The sequence below is a fragment of the Pseudarcicella hirudinis genome (genome assembly GCF_900115665.1).
GTDB classification, from domain to species: domain Bacteria; phylum Bacteroidota; class Bacteroidia; order Cytophagales; family Spirosomataceae; genus Pseudarcicella; species Pseudarcicella hirudinis.
Genome location: NZ_FOXH01000017.1, coordinates 67,705 through 94,550, shown reverse-complemented (window position 1 = coordinate 94,550; position 26,846 = coordinate 67,705). Strand labels below are relative to the sequence as shown.

13 protein-coding genes are annotated in these 26,846 nt (G+C 36.8%); 9 read left to right on the top strand and 4 right to left on the bottom strand.

Annotated features, from left to right (window positions below; translation table 11 throughout):
- Nucleotides 1-50: 50 nt before the first annotated feature.
- The 4 genes from BM179_RS21975 to BM179_RS25115 form a co-directional block, all read right to left on the bottom strand.
- A complete protein-coding gene (locus BM179_RS21975; protein WP_092019330.1) occupies nucleotides 51-431 on the bottom strand; it encodes a hypothetical protein in 381 nt (126 codons plus the stop codon).
- 99 nt (nucleotides 432-530) lie between these two features.
- Nucleotides 531-1,091 carry a Crp/Fnr family transcriptional regulator gene (locus BM179_RS21970; protein WP_092019329.1) on the bottom strand — a complete coding sequence of 187 codons (561 nt, stop codon included), beginning with the start codon at nucleotides 1,089-1,091 and terminating at the stop codon, nucleotides 531-533.
- Nucleotides 1,092-1,388: 297 nt separating this feature from the next.
- A complete protein-coding gene (locus BM179_RS21965; protein ID WP_092019328.1) occupies nucleotides 1,389-1,853 on the bottom strand; it encodes a hypothetical protein in 465 nt (154 codons plus the stop codon).
- Between the two features lie 80 nt (nucleotides 1,854-1,933).
- Entirely contained in the window at nucleotides 1,934-3,412 is a 1,479-nt protein-coding gene (locus BM179_RS25115) for a tyrosinase family protein (RefSeq protein WP_143095295.1), read from the bottom strand.
- 729 nt (nucleotides 3,413-4,141) lie between these two features.
- On the opposite strand from BM179_RS25115, the gene BM179_RS21950 reads away from it, so the two are divergent.
- From BM179_RS21950 to BM179_RS25430, 9 genes are all read left to right on the top strand, one after another.
- Entirely contained in the window at nucleotides 4,142-4,801 is a 660-nt protein-coding gene (locus BM179_RS21950) for a helix-turn-helix transcriptional regulator (protein ID WP_092019327.1), read from the top strand.
- Nucleotides 4,802-5,095: 294 nt separating this feature from the next.
- Complete coding sequence (locus tag BM179_RS21945; protein ID WP_092019326.1) at nucleotides 5,096-10,507, top strand: hypothetical protein; 5,412 nt, start codon at nucleotides 5,096-5,098, stop codon at nucleotides 10,505-10,507.
- A gap of 349 nt (nucleotides 10,508-10,856) precedes the next feature.
- On the top strand, nucleotides 10,857-13,796 hold the full coding sequence (locus BM179_RS21940; protein ID WP_177219486.1) for a polymorphic toxin-type HINT domain-containing protein: 2,940 nt from the start codon (nucleotides 10,857-10,859) through the stop codon (nucleotides 13,794-13,796).
- A 10-nt stretch (nucleotides 13,797-13,806) separates the two neighbouring features.
- The gene (locus BM179_RS21935) at nucleotides 13,807-14,535 is read left to right on the top strand and encodes a hypothetical protein (protein WP_092019324.1); all 729 of its coding nucleotides are present in this window, start codon (nucleotides 13,807-13,809) and stop codon (nucleotides 14,533-14,535) included.
- A gap of 119 nt (nucleotides 14,536-14,654) precedes the next feature.
- Nucleotides 14,655-18,071, top strand: coding sequence for a hypothetical protein (locus tag BM179_RS21930; protein ID WP_092019323.1), 3,417 nt, complete (start codon nucleotides 14,655-14,657; stop codon nucleotides 18,069-18,071).
- A gap of 37 nt (nucleotides 18,072-18,108) precedes the next feature.
- A complete protein-coding gene (locus BM179_RS21925) occupies nucleotides 18,109-20,817 on the top strand; it encodes a fibronectin type III domain-containing protein (protein WP_092019322.1) in 2,709 nt (902 codons plus the stop codon).
- 12 nt (nucleotides 20,818-20,829) lie between these two features.
- On the top strand, nucleotides 20,830-23,193 hold the full coding sequence (locus BM179_RS21920; protein ID WP_092019321.1) for a T9SS type B sorting domain-containing protein: 2,364 nt from the start codon (nucleotides 20,830-20,832) through the stop codon (nucleotides 23,191-23,193).
- A 57-nt stretch (nucleotides 23,194-23,250) separates the two neighbouring features.
- The gene (locus BM179_RS21915; RefSeq protein WP_092019320.1) at nucleotides 23,251-25,335 is read left to right on the top strand and encodes a hypothetical protein; all 2,085 of its coding nucleotides are present in this window, start codon (nucleotides 23,251-23,253) and stop codon (nucleotides 25,333-25,335) included.
- Nucleotides 25,332-26,825: a hypothetical protein gene (locus BM179_RS25430; RefSeq protein WP_177219485.1), complete on the top strand. Its 1,494-nt coding sequence runs from the start codon at nucleotides 25,332-25,334 to the stop codon at nucleotides 26,823-26,825. Before BM179_RS21915 ends, BM179_RS25430 begins: the two co-directional genes overlap by 4 nt.
- The last annotated feature ends 21 nt before the right edge of the window (nucleotides 26,826-26,846 follow it).

Here is a 26,846-nt window from a genome sequence, read left to right as displayed (position 1 = left end):
ATTGATGGATTTTTTTAATTGAATTAGAGTAAGTATTACTTGAGGTATAATTAAGCAATGAAGTATTGCTCCTGGATAATAATATTTTTTATACCTAAAAAGAGGAGTATTCTATTGATTTTTTCTGAAAATATAGGATCTCCCGAAATCGTAAAACACATACCAGGAGCAGTGTTGGCATTGATGATCGCTTCGATATTGGCTTGATTTAGTAAACCTTCATTTTCATCGTAAGTAGATTCATAACTGATGTACAATTGTGATCTGAAATGACACTGAAGAATCTCCAACTCTTTCCGAAAATAGAAACAATGATTTGATGAAAAATATACCAGGGAGACCTGAGCATGATTTGCCAGTCTTTCTTTAATAACAGGAAAAACGGAAGCCATTCCTGTATGATATGTCAAAAAGATATAATGCGTTTCCATATTTCTCTATGCTTTTTTGATTGATTAATGATAATGCAAAGCACGGATGAATTATGACGAAAACTTTTCACATATATTAAAAAATGGAAAAGGCAGTAATTATTTTTTGCCTCTGATAACACTTAAAGTCTGCTGAGTAATGCCCAAATAAGAGGCAATATGCCCTAATGAAGCTCGAAGTAAAATTTTGGGACTCGTTTCAAGTAGATTGGTATAACGCTCTTCGGCATTATGAAATTGAAGATATTCAAGCTTGAGGGCAAAGGCATTGAGAATATCCAAAGAAACATTAAAAAAGAAACGCTGAATACTTGGGTATTTGATGAATAACTCTTGTAAATCAGCATATTGAATTACCCGAAGTCTTGTTTCTTCCAGGGTTTCCCAGCCATAAGGCTCTTCTTTATTGTAAAAAACACTATTGAGCGGGGCGGTGAAGGTATCTTCATCAAAAAAGAAATGCGTAATATCTTTTCCGTCTTTGTAATAATAACAACGAAGTAAGCCTTTTTCGATAAAATAAACCTTTTTTGAGAAGCTATGTGGTTGAATAACGGTAGTGCCCTTGGCATAGTTTTCTTCCTTAAAAGCCGTTGCCAATACTTCGTTTTCTTCTTCGGTAAATGTTATTTCTTTATTGAAAAATTGAATTAAGTTCATGAGTTTTTACTAGAAAGCCACAAAAATACACATTTATGAAAATGTATACAGAAGTTATAAATTATTATATCATAAAATGTATTAATTCTCAGGTAATATTTTTTGTAGAGAGATGTTGTCCATTTATTTACTTGACCTAAGGGTTGAGCTGGAAGACTCCTCTGTGTTTTTACTCTATTCCATTTACAAATTTCTTTTCCAAAAACTACTGTATATAGATCCCTCCATGCTCTTTGGCTCACAGAGCATAAATCTAGGACAGGACAAGGTAAATGATCCAATGTTTATCAAAATAAATCAGCACTCCTGAACCAGTCGGATGCGTCCAATAGATAGCTTACTATTATGACGTACTTTTCTTTTGTCAGGAAGCACGTTACCATTAAAGAAAATGACTACAGAAAGTTCGGATAATGATTTATTTTGTAATCCAAGCTGTTGTATGGAATTAGAGATGTTAATAACAATGGGTTTATCAGATAGATTATAAAGATCTAATACATTTATGAAATCTCGGGATTTGGCTGAGAAGACTTTTTTCTCATTTTTTGAGTTATTCACTAAATATATTTCGTAAACTCCCTCAGGCAGTGGATCTACAGTCACCTGTTCAAAAACCAGCAAAGATTTTATATTAGTTTTCAAAGGAGAGTTGCCGGAAAATACCAATGGAATCCGGCAAAATTTTTCACCCTTTTGAAAAGTAATAGCTTTTTGAGATTGAGCTATTGTTACTGTGTCAGATGTTTTATAAGTGCACATAGGAACAGACGTGTTTAGCAACCCCAAAGTTGAAAATTTGGCTATTCCTATGAGCAATATGGTTAAATATGTTTCCAACTTTATTGAGCCTGAGCTTTATGAATAACGAAATTAACTGCTCCGATCTGTATATTATCTTCAGTTTTTATTTCTTTACCATTTAATGTATTGCCCCTGACTATAAAGGTTAATTCGGCTTTGCTTAAGTCTGATGCTCCCAAACCTAAATTTTTAACAGCAGAAGAAACATTAACAGAAATAGGCGTTTCTTTGCCATGATGATCGTGCTCACCGATTCCGAAGAGATTCAGAACTCCGGCAAATGATTTACTTTTAACAGATGGCGTTTCATTCGCTGGTAAATTAAGATAAACTTCTATCGTTCCTTCCGGTAATTTTGAAACTTTTACCTGATCTATTTCAATCATTACTTTGTCGGAAATTCCGGTAGTAGAAAAGTTTAACTTTTGACTGTTTAGCAGTTTAAAGTCATCATTAATTACCGGGGTTTTAGCAAATGAAAGTTTCAGACGACTTTTGTCAAATGGTTTTGTATTAACGACTCTAAGGGGTTTTAAGATTTTCCAGTTCCATTTTGAAATATCCAATGAGAAATTGCAAGGTAGTTTTGGCGGAAAATCATAACGATAATTCAATTGAGTAGCAGTATTAACAATCTGACTTCCTGTCATTATTACAGCATGTCCATTCTCATCAAAGAAAGTAAATTTCGTATTCATCCATGCGTTATCGGATGTCGGGTTTGTTCGCCCTCCACATTTTCTTAACCATTTTTCCCAAAGACGGTCAATGTTGGCATGATGCAGCCAAAAAACAGGATCTTTAGCGGCTGTTTTAACTACGCCCATATTACCCCCTATTGAAACGTGTACGGAACCATGAGGTCCTTCAAGATCACTGTTAAAATTAAAGAAAGGAATATTATTATTTAAAGCATTATCAATGGCAACCATTATGCTTGATGGTAATGACCCGCCACCATTAATGGAAGAATTGCGCGTATTATCATATAATGTATTTCCGGTACTACTATTCCGGTAAGCCGGATGTAGTGCTGCATTTGTCTGATAATCCCAGTATGGAAGTGTCAGATTGGGATTTCCTGATTTTGCCCGTAATATTCTCTCAAAAAAATAAAGATACATCCGGTGCCACGAAAGGAAAAACTGGGTTCCATGCTGACAGGAATTCCATGCCGGGGAATTAGGAGTAGTAAAAGTGCCGTGAATAGCTGCCTGATACTGCCAGCTGGTCTGGTTTGTTATAGGCAAGGCTTTCATGGCAGCTATTCCGGCTTTAATGGAATTAATTTCAGCGTCGCTTAATGAATAGATGTTTTTTCTAATCATTACTGCAGCCACTTTATCAACACTTGTTTCAAATGGCATTGCTTTTTCTGCCACTGTACTGGTAGAAGAATAGCAAAGTTTAATTTCATTTTCTCCGGGCACTAAATTTTTGTTTTTCAGGCCGACTGTTGAAAATAGTACCGTACAGGCTAGCAGAATACTGCCCAGGAGAGTGATTGTTCTTTTCATGGTTTTATTCGGTTTATGATTTAAAATTTAAAGGATCAATCAGAGAAATATTTGAAAAAACAGGAAGTGATAATATTGATGACTATAATGAATCTTATGGGAGGGGATATTGATGTATAAAATTTAGGAAATAGTTTATAATATATAGTAAAAACAGACAAATTTTTATTTAACGGTACAATTTTGGAGTGAATGAAGAGAATACAGGGACGATTTGGAGAATCAGACGAATAAAATAGGTAATTTGAAATAAGACCAAACCTACAAAGTATTGAAAAACCTCAACCTGTCGGCAGAGCTTCACCGGCCGGCTCTGGGTATGGTACGGTAAATAAGGATAAATATATTCTTTCTATCTGCTTATTGTGTTACAGTCCCTTTCTTCATAAATTTCCTTTATTCTCTCGATATTATGTATTGCGAGGCAAAACAGTGTTCTGTGTCAGAATATTTTTATTAAGTGTTTTCGACCTAAACCGTCACTGATTTAAAGCTCTGAAGTATCCATCTTCTGAATTTTCATTAGAGTATATCAATGTGCTGCCCAAGCATTTTTCATTCGTTTTTAGTGAAGATACTTCATATAATAAATAAGCAGTATTTATATCCAGCAAAATAGTAAAATCCCGGACAGATTCTTTTAGATTAAAGATATGAACTTACAGACGGCACGTTATTTGCTAAAATTTGTATGACAAATAATAATATACAGAATAGATTACCCATAAAATGATTGAACTACTACACATCCCTAAAAATGTTCCATCTGTTTTGATCGCTTTACCAGATAAGTTAAAAGCAGAGTTGATTTCAAATCTAAAAATATCCATTCCCTTTCAGGTAGTAAATATTTTTACAGAAGGAACAGGAGTAATGGATTATCTCAGAAAATTCAAACCCCAATATCTTTTGCTGGATATAAAACTTGAAAATTGTGATTATCTCGATCTGATCAAAAAGTTTAAAAAAGAAAATATCTCAACAAAGATTATCTTCTATCTGAGTACCCCCAATATCGATTCCTTAAAAATATTTTCTTATCCATTCGCAGTGGGTTTTATTCACAGAGGATGTGGGATTAATGATTTGAAAAAATGTTTAACGGCAGTCTTTGAGGGAAGAAAATATTTTTCTTCTGAATTAAACGATTTCATTAATCAACCTGAAAACAAAGATAATCCCAAAGACATTTATAATATAGAGCTGCTGACTTCAAGAGAGAAAGCCGTCCTGAAATTGCTCATGATAGGGAAATCAGAGAAAGAAATAGCGGAGTCTCTATTTATCAGTAATACAACTGTCCGTACCCATAAAAATCATATTCGTGAGAAATTCGGGATAAAGGGAAAACAGAAGCTGAGTGTGGTGTCTATACAGTTAAATGCCTAGTTTGTACAAGATTAGATGGCGTTCATGTATTTTAGAAGGGCGTATATTTCAACAGGTTATCAACCAAATGGATGATATAAAAAAAGTGAAAAATCAACCATTTGGTTGATTTTTTTCATTTAATAACTGCTGAACTTTGTATCGTCTTTTATCAGAGTGTATAAAGTCAAGAAATTCAGCATTTTATCCTGATTCATTTGCCCCGGATTACAAGTTTTAAATTCAAACGTATTATAAAAATATTTATTGTTTCAGTTCAACTTCAAAATATAAATCTTACCCCATAATCTTATTATGAGTAAACTCTACCCTAAATCCTTTATTACAGGAATCCTGTTTGTTTTGAGTACTTTTTTTTCATTTTCTGCGGTTAATAAATCAAAGATTGGGAAAGAGTATGACAATCGGGAAAAAGCAGGAATGTTTTCTGAACGTATTCACCCCGTTAATTCAATAGTAAGAAAACCTTTGAACAAAAAGAGAAGTAATACTATTCCGGCGAAGGAGAGCAAGGAGGAACATAGTCACATTGAAACCAACCTTTCATATTTAGTTCCAAAAGCTGCCAGACTTCTTTCAACTAGTTTAAGACAGAAGCAAAGCGGAGCAGACCCAATCCATTTTACAATTACTACCAATAAAGACTCTGTCTCAATCGGAGAAGAAATTGAAATAAAAATTTCTGCCAAATTATTACCAATTCCATCTAATTCAATGTTTTTCCTTCCCGAATGGTATGGATACTGTTTGAAACTAATTCTACCCGATGGGTTTATTCAGACAGGAGGGGATTATCATGATTATTTGAGAGCGCATATGGATAAAGGAGGGTTAGAGGAAGCCAGTTATATTCTAAAAGGTCATTTTGAATATGATTCAAGAGAGCCGGTTTTTAAATTAATCCGTGGATTTGAAGGGACTTTAACAAAAGGAGATTTCTATTTAAAAGGAGAAAAAAAGCTTTTTATAAAAGCGGAAGATAAGCATCACAGAGATGAACTCTATTTGCAAGCTAGCAATGATATAAATACTAAGGGAAAAGCGAATAGGGTGGCACTAACATTAAAGCATGAACATGTTCTTAATGCTACGTTTAGTAAAAATGGAGTTTTTGATTTTTGTAACCAGTACGGCACTTTTATAGTAGAGGGCTGCCCTGTTAGTCAAGAGTTTTATGATAATTTTAGTGGTGGACGTTTTCTAAGAGATTATGAGAGTAAGCAAATATTTAAAAAAAATGTCAAATTTTATTATAAGGATGTCAAAGAAGGAGATGCTGTTGGAGATGTGGCTTGGATTGATTATACAGATGTACTTTTGAATACTGCAACTTCAAACGGTTCCAAAATCTGGTCAATGAAATTTAATAATGAAAATGGTATTTACAGTTTTAATATAAGTGAAACAGCAAATGGATTAAGTCAAAGTTGTTCTCCAAGATCGACTTTACCCGTAGATGATTATGGATATCTATATTTTACAAGGTATAGAAAAATAGTTTGTAATGATAACTCATCAGCGGAAAGCTCTAACAAATTTAATAGAACAAAGTGTTTGAGAGCTCCTGCTCCAACAGTTTCAGCTTCTTCACAAACAATTAATCAAGGGGAGAGTGTGACAATATCAGCAAATGGCTGCCCTCAAAATTATCAGGTAGTATGGGAAAATGATTATATTCCCAAAGGCATTAGTTCAACAGTTATGAGCTTATCTGATACGAAGACATTTCAAGCCTATTGTTCACCTTTAGATGAAGGTTGCTCCAGTGAAGAGTCAAATTCTATAACAATAGCCGTAAATCTTTGCAACAACAGTTCCATCCCATCTCCTGCATTTTCACCTTCCAGTGCTACAATTAATCTGAACGAAAGTTATACTATACAGACAAATGGCATTTGCGGTGCAAACACATTTCAATGGGTGTCAGGACCAGCTTCAAACCCTGTTCAGCGCGCTGGTACATACACTGCGGTTTGTAAAAATACAGCGGGCTGTTTCAGTGCTACATCCTCTTTTACCCTCAATGTAAATAATGACCCTTGTGTTACGGCGACAATTGCTTCTCCGGTATTCTCACCTTCCGGTGCTACTATTAATGAAGGACAAACCTATACCCTTCCGACGGATGTTTGTAATAATGGGAATAGGTTTGAATGGCGGGTCGCTCCTCCAAGCAACCCTGTCGGGGTTGCAGGAACATATACTGCCATATGTAAAAGCATAGATGGATGTGTTAGTGGGACATCTTCTTTTTCTTTGATGGTAAATGGCCGGACTTTAAATGTTTCAAAATCAAACCCTAGCTGCTTCAATAATGATGGAAGTTTCCAGGTTACCATTAATGGAAGCTCCGGAGAAAATTTTCTATATACCCTGATTAATACAGCTAATAATCAAACCATTTATGGAGGTCAGGATGATGGTACTATGCATAGCTTTTCGGGATTGCCACAAGGGAGTTATAAAATTCTCGTACAGGTAAAAGGCACATCTGTTTATTATGAATCTTACCAAACTCTTACCAAAAGTTGTTCTGGAGGAGGAATCGTAATTTCAAATAAGACTAACCCCAACTGTTTGAATGGGAATGGTTCTTTTACTGTAACTGTTTCAAATCCAACCTCAGGTATCGGATATGTCTATTATTTGATTAACAATAACACCAATGTACAACTTGACAAGAAGTATAATGGATCAAGCAATACTTTTACCGGATTATCTGATGGAAACTATAGAGTTGATGTATGGGAAGATAGAACTGGAGGAGGAGTAATCAATGGAAATGAAAATGTAAGTTTAATAAAGGATTGTAGCGGGTTTTCAGCATCAATTAGCAAAAACAGAGATTCGAATTGTGGAAACAGAGCCGGTTCTGTAACGATTACAGCATCCGGAAAGAGTGGCGGATGTTATAAATATACTTTAATAGGAGGTCAGAATCAAGCTTATGTGAAAGAATCAGGTCTGATAAGTAGTAACTCCTGGACGGTCGATGATCTTCCTCCCGGAAATTATTATGCGGGAGTGCAATTCTCACAGGATTGTGAGCATATGTCAGACATGGCTTCTACCTCATCGGTTGCTCTGAACAAGGATTGTTCTGACTTTACAAGTTTATTATCTATAGTAAGCTTACCAAACTGTGAAAATAACAGAGGAGCAAAACTTAGAATAACGGCAACGTTTACCGAATCTGTAGCATATCCTCCGGGATATAAGTTTGCTCTTTTTGAAAAATCAAGAAGTTTTACAGTACCCGGAGAGTCACATCCGGTTGCAGAAACTACATCATTTAGTACCAATAATACCTGGGAGGTTACTACTATCAAGGATTTTGCTACTAATCAGCAGATTCCACTCCCGGTTGGAGAATATTATGCAGGTATTTCTGTTACGAAAGATTACAATTCTGTTTATACTTCCGGAGTAAGTAATACCTTGCAACTGAACAATGATTTTACGGTAAATGTTCAGCCAATCAAAGGTATATGCGGTAGAAATGATGGTAAACTGAATGTTACGATTAATTGTGGAAATGGAATATTTGCGATCTTCCTTTACAAAAGACCTGATAACAGTCCTTACAGAGTTATTGGGAGTGCACCGAATTTCCTGCAAACCAGAAATAATTTAATTGAAAATCTTGCTGCCGGGACATATGATATCTTGGTTCAGGAATTGAATAAAGACGGTTCATACAGACGTTCTGCAGAAATGAAAAATATTATTCTGGGGGACCTTCCTATTCCAATAAAAGCGATCACTAATAAAAGCTCATATTGCCCTGGAGAACAGATTACATTAAGTGCTGCAAATGTTCCGGCAGGAAGTACTTATGATTGGGTTGGGGTTCCGACTGATCAAAAAAGCCAGGCCTCTCCATCTTTTAAATTGCCATCTAGTCCCGGATATTATCGGTATTTCGTAGGAGGCAAGTCTGGTCTCTGTGATCTGCAAGTTGATACCGCACTGGTTTTTATCAGAACTCCTCCGGTATTAGTGATGGGTACAAATAGTACAGATGATGGGGTAGGTAAAATTGATACAGGAGATGATCTGAAAGTTTGGGTTAACCAGGTTTTTGATCAACCTTATACTTATGAATGGAGATTTAATAAAGTTACGACAGTAATAGGAACAAATAGAGAGCAGACTGTTCTTAATGTAACCGCTGCCAATACAGGTACCTATAAAGTAAATATTGTGGATCAATATGGTTGTACGAATAGTGATAGTATTAAAGTAAGAATAAAGCCATTGAATTGTGGTTTGACAATTCTTCCAACCAAGGTATGTTACATTGAAAATAATCGCCGGTATGGCAAGTTGCAGGTGAATGTAGTGAATATAACACGAAACTGGTCAACATTCCTTAAAATTACAAAAGTGAAAAATGCTGATGATGAAGCAATTGATTCACTTTTTGTCAATGAATTTCAGGCCTATACTGCCAGTTCTTTCCAGAAAGTATATGACAAGATTTCGGATGGAACCTATAAAATAGAAGCCCTTACCAAAAGGATTGCGGATCAGATGACAGCTGACACCTGTCGCGCCTCGGCTGTAATATTTTTGCAGGTTTGTCAGAAAAAATGTGGTCCCATGAATCACTATATTAACTGCGGGGTTACTCCAACCCTTGACCTGACCCAGGAAATTTTCCGTGAGACACTTGCACAAGGTAATATTATTGCAGCAGCGGATTTTGATGTAAATGTACAATCAGCAACCAAGGTAACTAATCTTACGAATGCCTCTTTGAATAATTACACTTTTGATGGTCTGGGATATATTCAGGTACCCTATCTGAATTTCGTCAAGGTGAAAGTTGAAATGAAACAGGCAGTATTCAATGAGTGTAATCAGTTGGTGTCCGGAACAGTATTAACTACTTATGATCCTAACTGGAAGGGTGTTGTAAATGTCGGAGAAACAGCAGATGATGTGACTGCTATATATAAAGAGCTAAAGGATCTTACTCAGGCTCTGGTCAACGTAAATCTGGGAACACTTGAAGAAAGGAAAGCTAAAGGTATGGCTAAGCAATTATTGGATACCAATAATGATTTGCCCAAATCGCTGGTAGATACCAAGAACGAATTGGCTTCAAGATTAACAGATATCAATAAAAAATGCAATAACGGAACCTATGCTCAGGCTGAGTGCGATACAGCCAATGCCCAATACAAAAAGGATATAAAGCAATGGCAGGACGATGTTGACAAATTTAAAGATGATTATGTCCGTATAGTACAATTGGCACTTACCCAAATTCTGAATGAGGCAAACGCGGCTGCCAATGGACAGAAATTGGAGAGAGATAATAAAGGGGCTGTATTAGGTTTCCAAACAAATGAGACGGGGACGTTGGCTACCTCACTTGCTACAGGAACAGTCATTGTTGAGGAGGAAGAATTGAATATTCCTGTAGATGCAGTTACAGTTGAATATTATAATTCCGAAGTACAATATAATGAAACAATGATTAAGAAATATATTTCAGATGTGGCTAAGGGGAATCGTCAGACGATGATTGATTTGGCGAATAGGTTGAAACAGGCTGGTACTACTAAAAAACTAGCTGAGTATATTTTTGAAGAATTAAAAAAAGGTACACCGGATGCGAACATAGCCAGTCCGGTTGTTAAATCTACTATTACTGATGATATGAAATTGATTTTATTCCAAAAAGTATATAAGAAGTAACACCTGAAAGCCCATTATTGAAATAATAGAAATGAATAAGATAATAAGATATTTTACCTTGATTTTGATAGTATGCCTGAGCATAGTTCAGTTTGTTCAGGCAGAAGTCTCTGTAAATGTTGATACCAGAGATAGTGCTTCACAAACCTTTATAGAAAAGTATATTGAGGTTGGTTCGAGGCGCTTGAATGAAATGATTGCCCAGAATGAAGCGAACGATCTTAATGGAGAATCATATAAGAATATTTATGTAATCGACATTGCCAAAGAAATGGTAAAGTCTGGTTTTCTGGCTAACGAAGAATACCTGAAGTCATTTACCGTAAGAAATGATATTGTACCAGAAAAGGTGGGTAAAATATCATTAAAGGAATATGATGAGGCAATGATTTCGGCAAATAATTATTTGTCGAATATTAACACCACGCTTGGAGCCAAGGCAAAGATTTATATGGGATTGAATCTCTATATGGGAGATGTCTTTTTTACCAAAGAAGTAACAGGAGTACTCAATCCCTCAAATTTTGATATGGTGACACCTGGCAATGAAAAGGGGTACACTTCTGTTAAGACAAAATTCAATGATATTTACTCCGCCATCTATAATAACATAATTAATAAGACTAATGTGGTGGTAATTAGTTATGGAAGATTAAGAGAATATATTGCTTTTTCTGAAAAAGATAAGATTCAGGCGCATCCTGTAATTTATGGTATTTGGGACATACAAAAAGGAAGTGTTGCATATCTGCCAGGCAAGAATCCGAATTTAGGAGAAGTACGGAAAAATAGCAGTAATGGAATTACTAAAAATGCATTGGAGGGGAAACTGGAAAGTGCCGTTTGGGCAGTAGCAGATGCAATACTTGATCTGGATCCTAGATTTATCAATGTTTCAACCGTCGTTACTGCATTAAATAGCGATGAGAAAAAAAAGTATCAGGATTTTTTTGATGCACTGGATAGGAATCTGTTTGATAAAGAAAATACTATTGTACTCTATTATGATGATGCTACAATCAGTGCTTATACTTCAAAAAAAGATGAACTTTTAAAAAGAGGAAAAGATATTATTGGAGTCAAATTAGTGGGTGAAAATGTTGTAAAAGTTGATTTTATTCTCGGAAAAGCAAAGGGGCTCATTAATAATATTCAGATTAGCGGTCCTTCATGTTATCAGGAATCGGTGGTATTAAGTGCTCAGGATGAACAAGAATATTCGGGCTTCCTTACAAAACTTTCCTTAGGTACAAATATTCTACCGGAATTATTACGTCCGCAAAGAGTCCAATATAGCCTGTATAAATTTATTTTCAGGTTCTTGCTTTGTTCGACGAATGAAGCGAATGTTAGAGCTTCTTGTAAATGTGCAGGTCCGGTTGATCCTTCTAATGGAGATACCTGTGATGATATGAACAAAACCTGCGTTTTTGTAGGTGGGGCAGTGAATGGACTTATTGATGACCTTGATATTGTGAGTGCGGTTGAAGGATTGGGTACTTTATCTTTAGGATTTGCAGGCGCTGTTGCCAGTGTTGCCAATTGGGGTTGGAATAGAGTTAAAGATTTAGAAAGCCCCAAATCCTGGGATATTTCCGACCCACAGCGTATTCAGGCTTTTTGTCAGACTTTAAGTTGGAAACAAACAGAAGATGCTTTAAAAGTATTACCATCCAAGGTTCAGCAATCTGCTTATTGGAAAAAAACAATGGCAGTAGTTGATTTTATCAATAAATTTTCAAATAATACTTACAACCGGGGCTGGGCTATTGCTACATTCTGGACTTTAGGTGAAGCTGCAGCAAAAATAGTAGGGAAACTCACTAAAAAGCAGTTAAATAAATTTGTTAAAAGCGGGGACGAAGCAATCGCTGGTGTTACAGCGTTAAAAACGATTTGGGATGCAGAAGATTTAGTTACTGATGGAACTCAAATTGTCACTAAGAATGCTCTTGGTGATGCAACTGCTTTGCTGGACAATACTCCTTCCGGAATAAGAGTACTTTTTAATAAATTTAATAAAGCCTCCGGCTGGTTTTTAAATAAGGCGGGTGAAGCTGGTATTACGAAAACTTATGATGAAGCAACAGGCTATTTAAAGATATTTAGTAATGGGGTTGGTAGTGAAACAGTCGCTGTGATTCGGAAAAATGGGGATGAAGCAGTTTTAGAGATAAAAAAATATAGCGATGATGGGGTAGATGTTCCGTTTGATAATAGCCCGAGTATGGAAATTATTGAACCAAATGGTACAAAGGCTCAAACTGAAATTACGGTAGGAATTGATGCAAATAATAATTTTGTTTGTGTGGATGGTATCAATTGTTTCTCAAAAGGGACAGAAATAGCAGTAGAGGGCGGACACAGGAAAATAGAGGAGCTCAAGCCGGGGGATTTGGTTAAATCTTACAATGCCTCTACCGGTAGGGTTATCCTGAATAAGGTAGTTGGTATCTTTCATAAAACTGCCAGTAAACTGATAAAAGTATTTATAAAAGGAGATACAATAACTACAACTTCTGAACACCCCTTTTATGTAAATAATACATGGCTTCCTGCGGAAAAGCTATATAAGGGTTTAAGATTATTAACGCTTTCCGGAGCTTTAATAAGTGTTGACAGTGTTGCGACTGTTCAAGAAACATTATCAGTTTATAATTTTGAGGTTGAGCACTCACACAATTATTTTGTAGGCAATGAAGAGTATTTGGTTCATAATGCATGCAGAATAATTGATGGTGCCTCTGATAAGGTTCAAAAAGCCTATAATAGTGCTTCAGGAAGTAAATTAGCGAATGCTTTAGCAAGCTCCAAACCAATGGTCTCATCACTAAATAAGTATGCCTACAATGCTCACCATTTAATTCCAAAAGAAATTATTGTTAAGCTAAAAGGCTCGCTTTTTGCGGCGATAGATGCGGGTTTTGATTTTAATGGAAAGGTAAATGGGAAATGGTTGAAAAGATATGTTGGGAATGGGAATAATAAATATGGAGATTTAGATGGACTTCACACCGGACATTCGAAATATAATGAGGCTATTGTGATACTCTTTCAAGAATTTGAGAAATTAGCTAAGAATAAATTACCTAATGGGCAATTTAATCCTCAAAGGTGTTTTGACTTTTGCAATGATTTGACGCAGGAACTGGAAAAAATGACAAATAATTTGCAGGTGAAAAGAGCAGCGACGCCCCTTTCGACCAAAATGACACTTGATGATTTAGAATCTGAGATTTTGAATCTTTTGACTGATACGAGTAAAAGCCTTAATCAAAAATATTTATAAGAAAATACTTATGAAACAAACTTATATATTGAGTTATACAACCGATTTAAAAATAGTTGGAGGATTACCGCAGTTAGACTTTGTTAATTGCAATTATGGTATAAATAAAGAGAGTTCTTTTATCCACATCGAAAAGAACTGGAATGATAAATCCTTCAAACCTGATCTTATCAATTGTTTTAAGTTTAAACATTTAGCAAGAGGCAGGCAAACAGATATATTATCTGTCAGTTTTTCAGTTTTTGGCAGTGCTGGAATACTGGTAAGTGATAGATTTAGAGATATTCTTTTGGAATATAAGCTTTGGGATTATAAAATCTATGACATGCTGATTCCCAATCATAAAGCGGAGTTCCATTACAATTATATGCATTTTATGAGTAATGACAGCAATTTAGAGAAGATGTTTGATGCTGTTGATTTTCCTGAATGTAAGTTAATAGGGCGGAGAATTATTAATGAAGACCCATATGAAGAAATAAAAGAAGATGTTTTCTTTCAAGATAAAGAAGCATATCGTGATTTCTATTTTGATAGGAGCAAAGCTGGATTAATTGTAAAAAAATTGGCATTAAAGGAAGAATATAAGGATTATGATTTGTTTAAAAATCCTTTGGCTTCTGGAGGTATGCATATACACATATCTGAACGCTTGAAGAACAGATTAGAAGAGGAAAAAATTACGGGCATAACAATGACTCCTACAACAGAGTTCAGAGTGCCTTATGCTGTTGAGTAATGAAATAAGAGGGGATCCTAATCCATGCTCTGTGGCACACAGAGCATGGATTAGGTAAGTGGTCAGTGAGCCACCAACCATGATGAAGAATTTAAAAAATACAACAACCTATAAGAATAATGAATAAACGTTTACACCTTTTTAGAAGCATTTATTGGCTTTGGTGTTTTCTTTGTGTCTTTAGCATAAAGGTCTTTGCGGGTTCAGAAATTGGCCCTGCCAAAGATAAGCCTGATGATAAAGACAAGGGGAAGATAGCTGTGACTGAAACGGCTAAACCACAAGCTTCTTTTGCGGTAAGTAAATCGACGGCCAGTCAGATGAGCTTAGCCCTGCAAAAGGCAATGTCACAAATGGGAGCTTCCCAAAAGAGTCAAAGAATCGTAATCAGACAGGAAACAACTCAAATGCTGAAGGTTCTGAATGACACCAGCCGCCAGACCGCCAAGGTTCAAAAACTTAAAAAACAAGCTGATAGTACCTTTAAATTGCTGGAGAGAATCAGTCAGCTGATTCCCTTTGAGGAATTTGGAAGTGGAAAGGTTATTGAATTCCCCATCGGTCTGCATCAGGATCTTCCCGGAGAAAATGCCGGAGTAGATATTGGTTTTACCAACGCCAAAATTACCCGTGATATTGCTTATCTGACCGTTTTTGTCAGAATGCGTCTCCCTTTAAAAAATGCTCTTACCGGAGAACCTTACCAGGATATCTTCTTCGGGGCAGATTCTCTGAAACTTTCACATGACGGTAACCTCATCGGAGATTCCCGTCTGGCACTTTTAGGCGATATCTCCATTCCTTTTGGTAAAGCGATCATGACGCTGAAAGGTGGGTTGGATATGTCTAAAGGAACAGTGGCTGATACCATTACCTCTGTTACCCTTGATTGTAATCGTTTTAAGGAGGTCTCAGTTAATGCAGAATTGTTATTTCCGAGAAGTATGCTGGTGCCGATCGATTATGATGGGAATGTAACCAGCGGTTTAGTTACCGGAAAGTTTTATACTGTTGCACAAAGTTTACAGAATATGCTTGGGAAATTAAGCCTTAACTCTTTTGCTATTAACGGGTTTGAGAACTGGGGCTTCAGATTAACCAATGCAGTGCTGGATTTTAGTGAAACCAGAAATTCACCAGATGTCAAATTTCCTAAAGGATATGTAGAAAGAAATCTTCCGGCAGGAGGAGCAAGTGCATGGAAAGGGGTATATGTAGATAAGTTTGAAGTAATTCTACCCTCAGAATTCAGAGAGCGGAACAGAACGGATAGAATTAGTTTCGGGGCAGATAGTTTATTGATAGATGAGTTAGGGGTAACCGGAAAATTTTACGGAAAGAATATACTTAGTATCAAAAAAGGTGATGCAAATGGCTGGAAAATGTCATTGGATTACCTGAAGGTCGGCTTTGAGGCAAATGCCTGTACCGGAGGAGCATTTAACGGTCGTATTGTCTTACCCGTTACAGATGTCCGCAAGAATGGAACAGAGTTTGATACCACCGGAACGATTGCTTATAGTGGTATGATTCAACGTGGAGGGAATTATACATTATCTGTGAGGTCTGTTTCTCAGTTGAAATTTGATGTTTGGAAAGCCCGGGCAACCTTATTGCCAAACTCCAGAGTGGATTTGGTGGTAGAAGATGGGGTATTTAAACCGAAGGCAGTGCTGCATGGCAGTCTGGATATCAATTATGACCAGGCTAAAACCAAAGCTGAGAACGAAGGTGATGCACAGGCAAAAAATGTAGATATAGACCTGAAGACGATTACTTTCAGGAATCTCAGGCTCTATACCGAAGCACCTTATATTGAAATAGAATATATGGGGTATAACGGAGATGTCAAAATAGGAGGTATGCCTATGACTCTCAATACCATAGAGGTAAAAGCCAGTGGAAATACAGCAAGTATAAACCTGGGATCTAATATTAACCTCATGAAAGGAGGTTTTAATATTGACGGTGGGATTTCCATCAAAGGGAAACTCAACATGGATACCCAGGCAGGACATCAGTGGGAATTTGATGGAATCGGAATAACAGTGTCTTGTCTGGATGCGGACATCGGTCCGTTTAGGATGAAAGGTTGTATAAGACCATTTGAGAATAATCCATGTCTACCTCAGGGTAAAGGTTATGAAGCATCGATCGCTTTATATATCAAGGATCCGAGCACTCAAAAAACTATGGCAAAAATTGATGCTATGGGAATTTTTGGGAATAACCCTGCAGAAGGAGATGAAGGAAGGTTCTGGTTTGTAGATGCAATGGGAACATTCCCGGCTGTTCCATTGGGAGGTCCGTTATCAATGAATGCTCTGGGAGGAGGAGCGTATCACCATATGGTTCCAACCAAAGATCGTTGTGATGCGTCTCTTTCAAAGCTAAAATATGTTTATAATAAAAACATAGCATTAGGTTTTAAAGCTGTAGTTGGTTTGGAAACCTCTGGTAAGAAGTTTTTGGAAGGAACAGCGGGTTTTGAAATTGTCATTAACAGGAATTTCGGAGTGAACAGTATTGGTTTCTTTGGAGAAGCGACAGTTGCTTCATCTTTCCCTTTTGCTAAAATTACCGGAATAGCGAATGAGATAGAGGCAAAGAAAAAAATGATTAGTGATAAACTTAAGAATATTGTTCCATTAAGTAATGCTATTAATTCAGTCGTTAGTCAGGATACATTAGCCAGAGAGATAAGTCAGAATGATTTAACTAATAAGGCTAAAACAATTTATGCGGCGAATGTCTCTGCGACAGAAAAAAATGCACTTTCCGGAACAATCAGAGGGAAAGTAGGAATCCTTTTTGATTTTGAAAATGGTATTTTCCACGGTGATGCGGAATTGTTCTTTAATGTAGCAGGTGGAGTAATTAAAGGGATCGGACCGAATGATCGTGCTGGCTGGCTGGCTATTCATTTCGAACAAAAGAAATGGTATCTGCATATTGGTAGTCCAACAAGCCCTGTAGGGATAAGCATGGGTGTCGGATCGTTCAGAGTAAATTCATGGGCTTATCTGATGGTTGGTTATGATATTCCTGAGATGCCTGAACCTCCTTATTATATCCGTCAGTTACTGGGGTATCAATACACCAGATTAACGAGGAATCCGGATCCGCTTTCCAGAGGTTTTGCTTTCGGGTCAAATATCAATGTCGATACCGGGGATATGCAGATACTTGCATTTTATGCCAGGGTTCAGGCAGGCCTGGGCTTTGACGTACAAATGACGGACGCATTCAAAGATTGTAACCCTAAACTTGGTATTGATGGTTGGTATGCAAGAGGTCAGGCTTATGCTTATTTTGATGCTTCCGTTGGTATAAGTGTTAAAATCTGGTTCTGCAGGATAAGAATTCAAGTCTTCAGGGCGGGGGCCGGCGTACTGTTACAGGTAGGATTACCCAACCCTACATTTATGACAGGGTATCTGGCGGCAAGATATAATGTAATGGGCTTTAGCGGAAGCTTTAACTTAAAAGTAGATATTGGTAATCAGCCAAAATGTTCTTTAATAAGATTCCCATAAGAGTTCATACACAATAATTGCTTTAAAAACGAAAGACATGAAGTTTGTAAAAAATATTTTAATTGTTTTAATTCTTTCAGGCTCATTGCAAGGATATGCTCAGGTATTTAATGATAGTATCAGAGTAGCAACACGTCCTGCTAAAAGCAAGAATGCTATCATGTTGCGCTGGTTGCCTAATAATTATTCGCTTTTGGAAAAAGGAGCGAAATACGGTTATAAAATCAAGCGTAAAACTATCAGGAGAAACGGACAGACTGTTTCTCCTGATGTGACGGGAAATATAACTGAATTTACAGTTCCAGCTTCAATGCCTGTTGGAGTAACACTTCCTGAAACATGGAAACCATATCTATTGTCAGGTTTTCAGAAAGAATATTTTAATCCTGATTCATTATTTGAAAAAAAGAACGGGGTAATTATCAGAAGGAAGTATAACCTTACTGACTCATTGAACAAATACCATAATAATGGAACTTTGCCGCTAGCAGTAGATAGTTTAGCATTGAGAAAGTACGTTCTTCCTACACAATATGGTTTGCCGATTTATCAGGATAGTATTTATCATGTGCTTATTGCAAATACTTTTTATGGTAGTTATACCAGTGATAGTACAGGCGTGAGAATTGTAAAGGATTCTTCAATTACTAATTTGGCTCAGGCAGAAAGAGACCAGAAATTCGATATGCTTGTTTTAGCAGCCGACATGAAATTTTCTGCCGCTAAGCTGGCAGGTTTAGGATATACAGATGTTACGGCACTGGAAACAGAGCAATATATTTATGAAATAACTCCTCTGAAAAGTGACGGGACAGAAGAAACCAATGTTTTGAAAGGAACGATAAAAGTAAGTTATAATAACTATAGTGATGGGGGGATTTATTATTATGATTTGCCAAAACCGATGAAGCCAAAGGTTATTCTCGCCGATAAAAGTATGGATGTCAGATGGAAAGATAACAGAAATAATTTTACTGCTTACAGTGTCGAAAAAGCTACCGACAGTACTGGTACTAAAACCAGGCTGAACAAATTGTTACTCGTTAATTTAACGGCAATAGACTCTTTATATTTTATTGACAGAGATACAACAAAAAACAAAACACAACTTAAATCAGGGTTTACATATTATTATCGTGTGATAGGGAAATCTCCTTTTGACGAAGAAAGTGTTTCCGGTTTTATAGGAGCAAAGTATACTGAAAAAGCACAGTATATTCCCAGGATTACTGAATCAGGTCCGATTGCTTCGGTAAAAAATAATTATCGGATTAAATGGGAGTTTAAGCCTCCGGTTATTGGATATACCAATATGCGTTTTGTTGACAACAAATATCTGGATGCCTCAGGCACTGAACAAACAAGAAGAGATACTTTATATGACGAAGTATTAGATACGGCTAAAATTGCAGTAACCCGGTATAGTATTCGTAAAGCATCAAAAGATACTGCGCATGTTGAATTTGCAAGCGTCGGACCAACAGTAGATACATTGCGTTTTGCAGATATAAAGAAGGCAACATATGTTGTTGTGGTAGCGATTTCCCCGACACATGGAGAGATATATTCTCAGTCGGTATTACTTTCTCCGAAAGATGATACGCCGCCTAATAAACCAATAACGCTTACTGCCGAAGTAATAAGGAATACTACCAATAAAAAACAATTGGTAAAGGTAAAATGGAAAAGGAATGAAAAAGTATACCCTGAAGATTCCGACGTTTCAGGCTATAAAATATTTAAAGCTAACCGGTTAAGTAAAAGTGGGAAAATAGAGGAGCCGTCACTTATCTCTGATACACTTCATACATGGAAAAGAGATGCTGATTCCCTATCTGTTTATATGATAGATACACTGGCTGAAAATGCATTAAGTCTTAATCCAAGGATATATTATAAAATTCAGGCATTTGATAAGAGATTTAACCATTCTCTTTTCTCTGACAGTATTGTTGTTAAAAACCCAAATAGAGCCAAGCCTAGCCAACCAGTCTTTAAGTCTTACAATATTATTAAAGATGGGGTGAATCTGATCTGGGTTAAAAGTAACGATGACAGTCTGAATACGACTGTTCATAAGTTAATTAGATTAGACGAACCTTTTAATACTACAAATTTTTCTCCGTTAGTGGCGAACGATTTTAAGCTGCCTTCTGATACCGTTTATCTTGATAAAACTGTTCTTGGAGATACGAGATATGCCTATTACCTGATGGCTATTACAGCAGACGCAGATACCATTTTAAGTCCACCATTAATTCTTGATATCCCCGGAGCAATTCTGGATAAGGCACTTAGTTCAACAAATTTTGATTTCAAAGTTTCCGCAAGTCGTCTTAATGGCCAGAACGAATTAAAATGGAGTCTGACGGGTCAGTCTGTAACTGAATATCAGCTTTACCGTTCCGCTAATAGCAATCCGGTTAGCTCCTGGAAAACAGTAACGGGTTCTGATGTTTCGGTAAACGACAGAGAGGTACAGGGGAATATGCTTTATAAATATTCTATCAGAGCTGTATTCACTGATGGCTCAATGTCTTCATGGAAAAATGTTGAGGTACTTTTTCCGGATGAATGCAGTACTACTTTGAAAATTCTCAGAAAGGATTCATTATCCGGAGATAAAACAGATGAAGCTTGTGAGGAAATAGAACTAAAACCTGGTTTTGATTCAGGCCAGAAGGTAAATAATCAAATAAACAGGAAAGTATATATTACAAATCTTGAAGGTCAGCCTAAGAAATAAACTAATGGGAATATGAGACTGATAAAGGTATTAATATTACTCGCTTTTTTACCATATTACGGTTTTTCATCTCATATTTTTGGGGGATATTTATCTATGGTTCAGGTCGATAAATCTCTTGGGAAATTTAGAATAGGCGGAAGCATTTATCTGGATATGAATATTACGGATCCGAATGAATTAATAAACCTTCAAAGAATTTCGCTTAATGTGAAAATTTTCAGAAAACGGGACGGGGCATTGATGAATAGTATTTTATTGCCGTTTAATAGTTTTTCAGATTTGATATATGATAATCCTGTTTGTGCTATTAATCGTAATCTGAGTTCAAGGGAGTTAAGGTATTCAAAAGAGATTGTTTTGAATATGACTGATTATACTGATGCCAATGGTTATTATATGGCTTGGACAAGATGTTGCAGAAGTCCGGACCTAAGCAACATTCAAAATCCTGTTAATGCTGGGCTGACTCTTTATCTGGAATTTCCTGTTCTTCAGGAAAATGGGAAAAATGTTGACTATTCGTCTCCGGAATTTCATGCACCAAACGGCGATTACATTTGCATAAATAAAGACTTTTCTTTTAACCTTAGTGCAAAAGGAGTAAACTCCGGAGATAATTATAAATACAAGATTGTAACTCCTTACGGAAGCACTAATACACAGGTAAACAGTTCGGATGTAGTAAGAGCCGGACCGTATCCAATGATACGATGGAACGGCGGATATTCCGAATCCGCTGCAATATCGGGTAATCCCTCATTAACAATTGATGAAGCTACAGGTATTTTAAAGGTAAAAGCCTCTACAATTGGACTTTTCGCTTTTACAGTTCAGTGTGAACAGTTCAGAAACGGTGTAAGAATTGGTTTGGTCAGACATGATTTTCAATTACCGGTATTTGATTGTTCTAATAACAGACCGTCACCTGCTGAGATTTCATACAATAATAATGTAGTAACAGAGGTTAACTTTTGTCCCGGAGAAACAGTAGTATTAACGACGGGTACCACCGGAGGTAACTGGAATTTTCAGTGGAAGAAAAATGGAGAGAATATTGCGGGAGCCACGCAGCCAACATTTCAGATTTCCGGAGAAGGTAGCTATTCTGTGACCAAAAGCTTTAAGACCTCCTGTGAAGGAGATACGACTTCTTTACCGGTGGAGGCAAAAAGCGGACTGGATTTAAAGCTTAAAGCTTCTAAAGCCAAAATCTGTGACGGAGAGACAGCAATACTTACGGCTATTGCCGGATCAGGAGTAATGTATGAATGGTATAAAGATAATGTTTCACTAGGGCGTAATGACCCGGAACTTACAATTAATAAAGAAGGATTATATGAGCTTAGGGGGCGGACTACAGGCTCTGCTTGTAATGGTAATCAGCAAGTAAGGATTGACCTTATACCTAGCCCCATAATTTCCGGACTTGCACCAGGTTATAGTTTTTGTCAGGGTGATTCAGTAAGCCTTTCTGTGGACAATAATGGAAATGAGAGTTTTGAATGGTCATACAATAATACATTAATCAGCAATAAGGATTTAAATAATATCTGGGCTGCGAAGTCTGGGAAATATAGTGTTAAGGTTACTGATAAAAGTTCAAAATGCATTACAATTTCTCCGGAATCAGTGGTAAGCGAATATCCGGGATTAGCAATTGAATTTGATTCTATTCCTCCCATTTGCGGTCTTGACGCTAATACAATTCAATTAAAAGCTAAGCCAGCGGGAGGGGTTTTCTACTTGGCAAATGCTCAGATATCAGACTTCGTACCCAAAAACTCGGGGATAGGAAGATTTAAAATTGAGTATGCGCTTCCTCAGGGAAATTGTTTAACAAAAAAAGTAAGAATTGTTGAAGTAAAAAAGGGACTTAAATTATCGATTTCTTCCAAAAGCATTATGGCGAATAGAGGAGATGTGATTCCGATTGTAGCAACCGCAGATGAAAGTAATGTCCAGTTTAAATGGATTCCCGATAAGTGGCTTGATAATGCTCAGATTGCTAATCCGAAAATTACTCCTTTAGGCGATATACAATATAAAGTAATTGCCACTTCTTCTGATGGTTGTGAAGCTGAAGAGAATGTTTCTGTTTTTATTGGTGAGCGGTTATTAATTCCAAATGCTTTTAGCCCGAATAATGATCAGATCAATGATACCTGGGAAATAACCGGACTGCAAGCGTATCCGGAAGCAGAAATGTGGATTTACGATCGTTGGGGGAATTTGGTACTTTATCATAAGGGATCAAATCTTAACTGGGATGGAAAAAGAAATGGGGAAGTATTAACAGGGTCTTATGTTTACCAGTTAAAACCTTATCCTAAACAGGATTACATAATAAATGGGCGTGTGCAGATTTTTAATTAATTGTATCAGCATTGGGATGCATAAGACATTTGGTCGGCAACCAATAAATTAAAGAAAATGAAAAAAAAATACTTTCAGTATCTCGTAATTATCATCTTAAGTCTGGGTTCTGCAAATCTCATTGCCCAGAGTACATTTACTACGTTTAAAGTAAATGGGGATGGAAATAAATATTACCCGGTTGTCTTTGAGGAAAAGCCGGAGGTCTGGGCTGTAGAGCCGTCCAGTATTCAGATAACCAGACCAAATACTCATGTCGATTCTACATTTTGGGGATCATTAGAGTCTAAGTTTACTTTTCATACAACTCGTTATGGAAATGGATCAGGTTTTGTGTCACCGGTTATTTATTCATCAAGAGGTTATTTTATCGCAGGATGGAGAGATGCGAGCGGAGCCAATACAACAATTAAGCTGATTATATGGCTTCGAGGAAAAACGACCTATAACTTTTCTGGCACTACCAAGAATCCTGTGGTATATGATAATGTCCAGAATAGTTTACCTTATAATGAGGTAGTTGATGAAGGGCAAGCCTCTCAATCTCTCATAAGTCACACATTTATAACTGGAATCAATGCATATGTGCCGACTGTTGGAGGAGTTGAATATGGTAACTACGGAGAGTCCAATATGAGAACTGAAATGCGCCATGATGCAGGTTTAAAAGGAATAGATGCTAAATCTGGGTTTTATCAGACAAATACACCAGTTAATTACCCGGTAGGTGCTTCAGGTTGGTGGCATTTGTTAGATATAAGACATAGTAATATCGGGAATAATTATGCGATGCAATTTTCAGGAAGCTTTATTGATCAGAGATTATGGTTTAGAAAGACTAATGATAATCCACAGCAAGCCTGGAGAGAAGTAGTGACAGCAGATGCTAATGGTAATGTAAGTACTAATTATGACTTTTCTACAACAGTAACATTTCCGGCAAATTTTAAAATAGGAGATTATATTGAATTTGTAAAAGTAAGCCCTACTGAAGCTGGAGCCTCAGGAAATTATGAAATCTCTGTTGCTTATACAAGACTTAATGTCGCAGCTGCTGCAACTCATTTGGCCAGTATTTCTAATAGTAACCCATCTGTGTGGAGAGAGGTTGGACGTATCAATAACAATACCTATTCCGGAGATTACAATTTTGCAATTGATTGTAATACTGATCCTTCTAATCCAAGATTTAGGATCAGAGCTATTAATACAATAGGGGCAGCAGGTCAGTCTTTACCAGTTAAGATCAAAATTCGTTCTATTAACAATAATTCAGGATGGACAAGCCTTAACAATACCGGAAATGATTTGACAGTAAATAAATTCTTACCAATGACCAATGACTGGAGTTTGTATGTTGGTAATCCTTATTTTCCTGATGGAGCTAAAATTGCCTTGAAAGCAGATGTAAATGGAAATGTAGGTATTGGGACAACTTCGCCTAAATCAGTATTGGATATTGGAGCCAATGTAGGAAATGGGAAATTAGGCGTTGTTTTTGGAAGATTACCGGAAGGTGATAATGAAGGCGATGGAACTTTTTTAGGGGTTCGTGGATATGAAACACAGTTTAGTCAATTTGGAGGAAAGAGCTTTGCTATTGAGCATAGTTTTTACGGAGTAGTAAACAGTTCAATTAATTTTATTAGAGGAGGTGCGAAAAACGGAGGACTTATCACATTTAATACGGATTCCAACACTGAACGTATGAGAATAGATGCCTTGGGTAATGTAGGTATAGGTAGGACCTCAGTTCCCTCGGGCTATAAATTAGCAGTCGGCGGGGATATGATAGCAGAAAGAGTTGTAGTGAAACTTCAGTCAAATTGGCCAGATTATGTATTTAATAAAAAGTACAGTTTGAGACCACTGAGTGAGGTTGAAAGATATATCAAAGAAAACAGTCATTTGCCGGAAGTTCCGTCTGCCAGAGAAGTAACTGAGAAAGGAATAGATGTTGGAGAGATGAATACTAAGCTTTTGCAGAAAATAGAAGAGCTGACTCTTTATCTGATTGAACAAAAGAAAATCAGTGAGGAACAGGCTTCTACTTTGAAAGATCAAAGAAAAGTTAATGAGTATTTGCTTACTAGAATAGAGTTAATGGAAAAGGAATTATTAAAAACAAATAGGAAAAAATGAAAAGTGTATATATCTCAATTATTTTGTTACTGTTAGGCTTAAGATTAAGTGCTCAAAGTACGTTTACTACAATTAAAGTAAATGGTGACGGTAATAAGTTTTATCCGGTTGTCTTTGAGGAAAAGCCCGAAGTGTGGAATCTGGAGCCATCTGAAATACAGATTAACCGGACAAGTGTTCATGCTGATTCATTGTGGTGGGGTTCATTAATGGCCAAAATAAGATTTCACACCAGTCGTTGGGGAAATGGTTCTAATTTCATTGAGCCTGTAATCTATTTTTATTCGGGCAAATTTATTGCTGGCTGGAAAGACGCTACTACTCAGAATGGGTCTTACAATTTTATTGTCTGGCTTAGAGGTAAAACCACATATAATATAAAAACTACGACTAATGCACCTGTTATTTACGATGGGGTAGCCAATCCTTTACCATTTAGAGAAGTGTTTCAGCAAGGCTTGCCAAGCCAGTCTTATATTGACCATAATTATAAGACTCAGTTAGATACAGGTCTTCCATTAAATGATTATAGAGGAGCACTAAACTACGGACAGTTAAACTCACGTACAGAAGTGAGGGATAATGCTGGCCTTCGGGGTGATGCTGGGGCTCAATCAGGTTTTTATGAAGCCTATACACCTGTGAATTTTCCAACTGGAGCAACGAGTGTGTGGCATTTATTAGATGTTCGCCATAGTAATCCGGGTAACAATTATGCAATGCAATTTTCAGGAAGCTTTTATGATCAGAGATTATGGTTTAGAAAGACTAATGACAATCCGCAGCAAGCGTGGAGAGAAGTAGTGACAGCAGATGCTAATGGAAGACTTGGTTTAGGTACAACTACACCCGGAGCGAGATTTGAGATTATTGGTGCGGGAGCAAATAATCCGACTTTAATGCTGAATTCATCACAAAACAAGGCTCATTTTGATACCTATGATGCAGATGCGACAACTTCTTTTAATATAGGAGGGATTCCTGGCAGTAATACGCGATTATTTGCTATTCATTCCGGAGGGGCATTACAGGGGAGTACTTTTTCAGGAGCGATATTTGAGGTATATGGCCATAATGGAAGTAATGCGTTAGCAGGAATATCTGTTAAGAATTCAGGGAGTGTTGGTATAGGAACCAGTTCAGTCCCCTCCGGTTATAAGTTGTCAGTAGGCGGGGATATGATAGCAGAAAGAGTTGTGGTAAAACTTCAGTCAAATTGGCCAGATTATGTATTTAATAAAAAATACAGTTTAAGACCACTGAGTGAGGTTGAAAGATATATCAAAGAAAACAGTCATTTGCCGGAAGTTCCATCTGCCAGAGAAGTAACTGAGAAAGGAATAGATGTTGGAGAGATGAATACTAAGCTTTTGCAGAAAATAGAAGAGTTGACCCTTTATCTGATTGAAGCTAAAAAAGAAAACCAATCACTCAGGCAACAGAATGAATTGATAGAAAAAAGACTTTCTGTTCTGGAACAGAGAAAATAGTAAAAATTGTGATTTGAATAA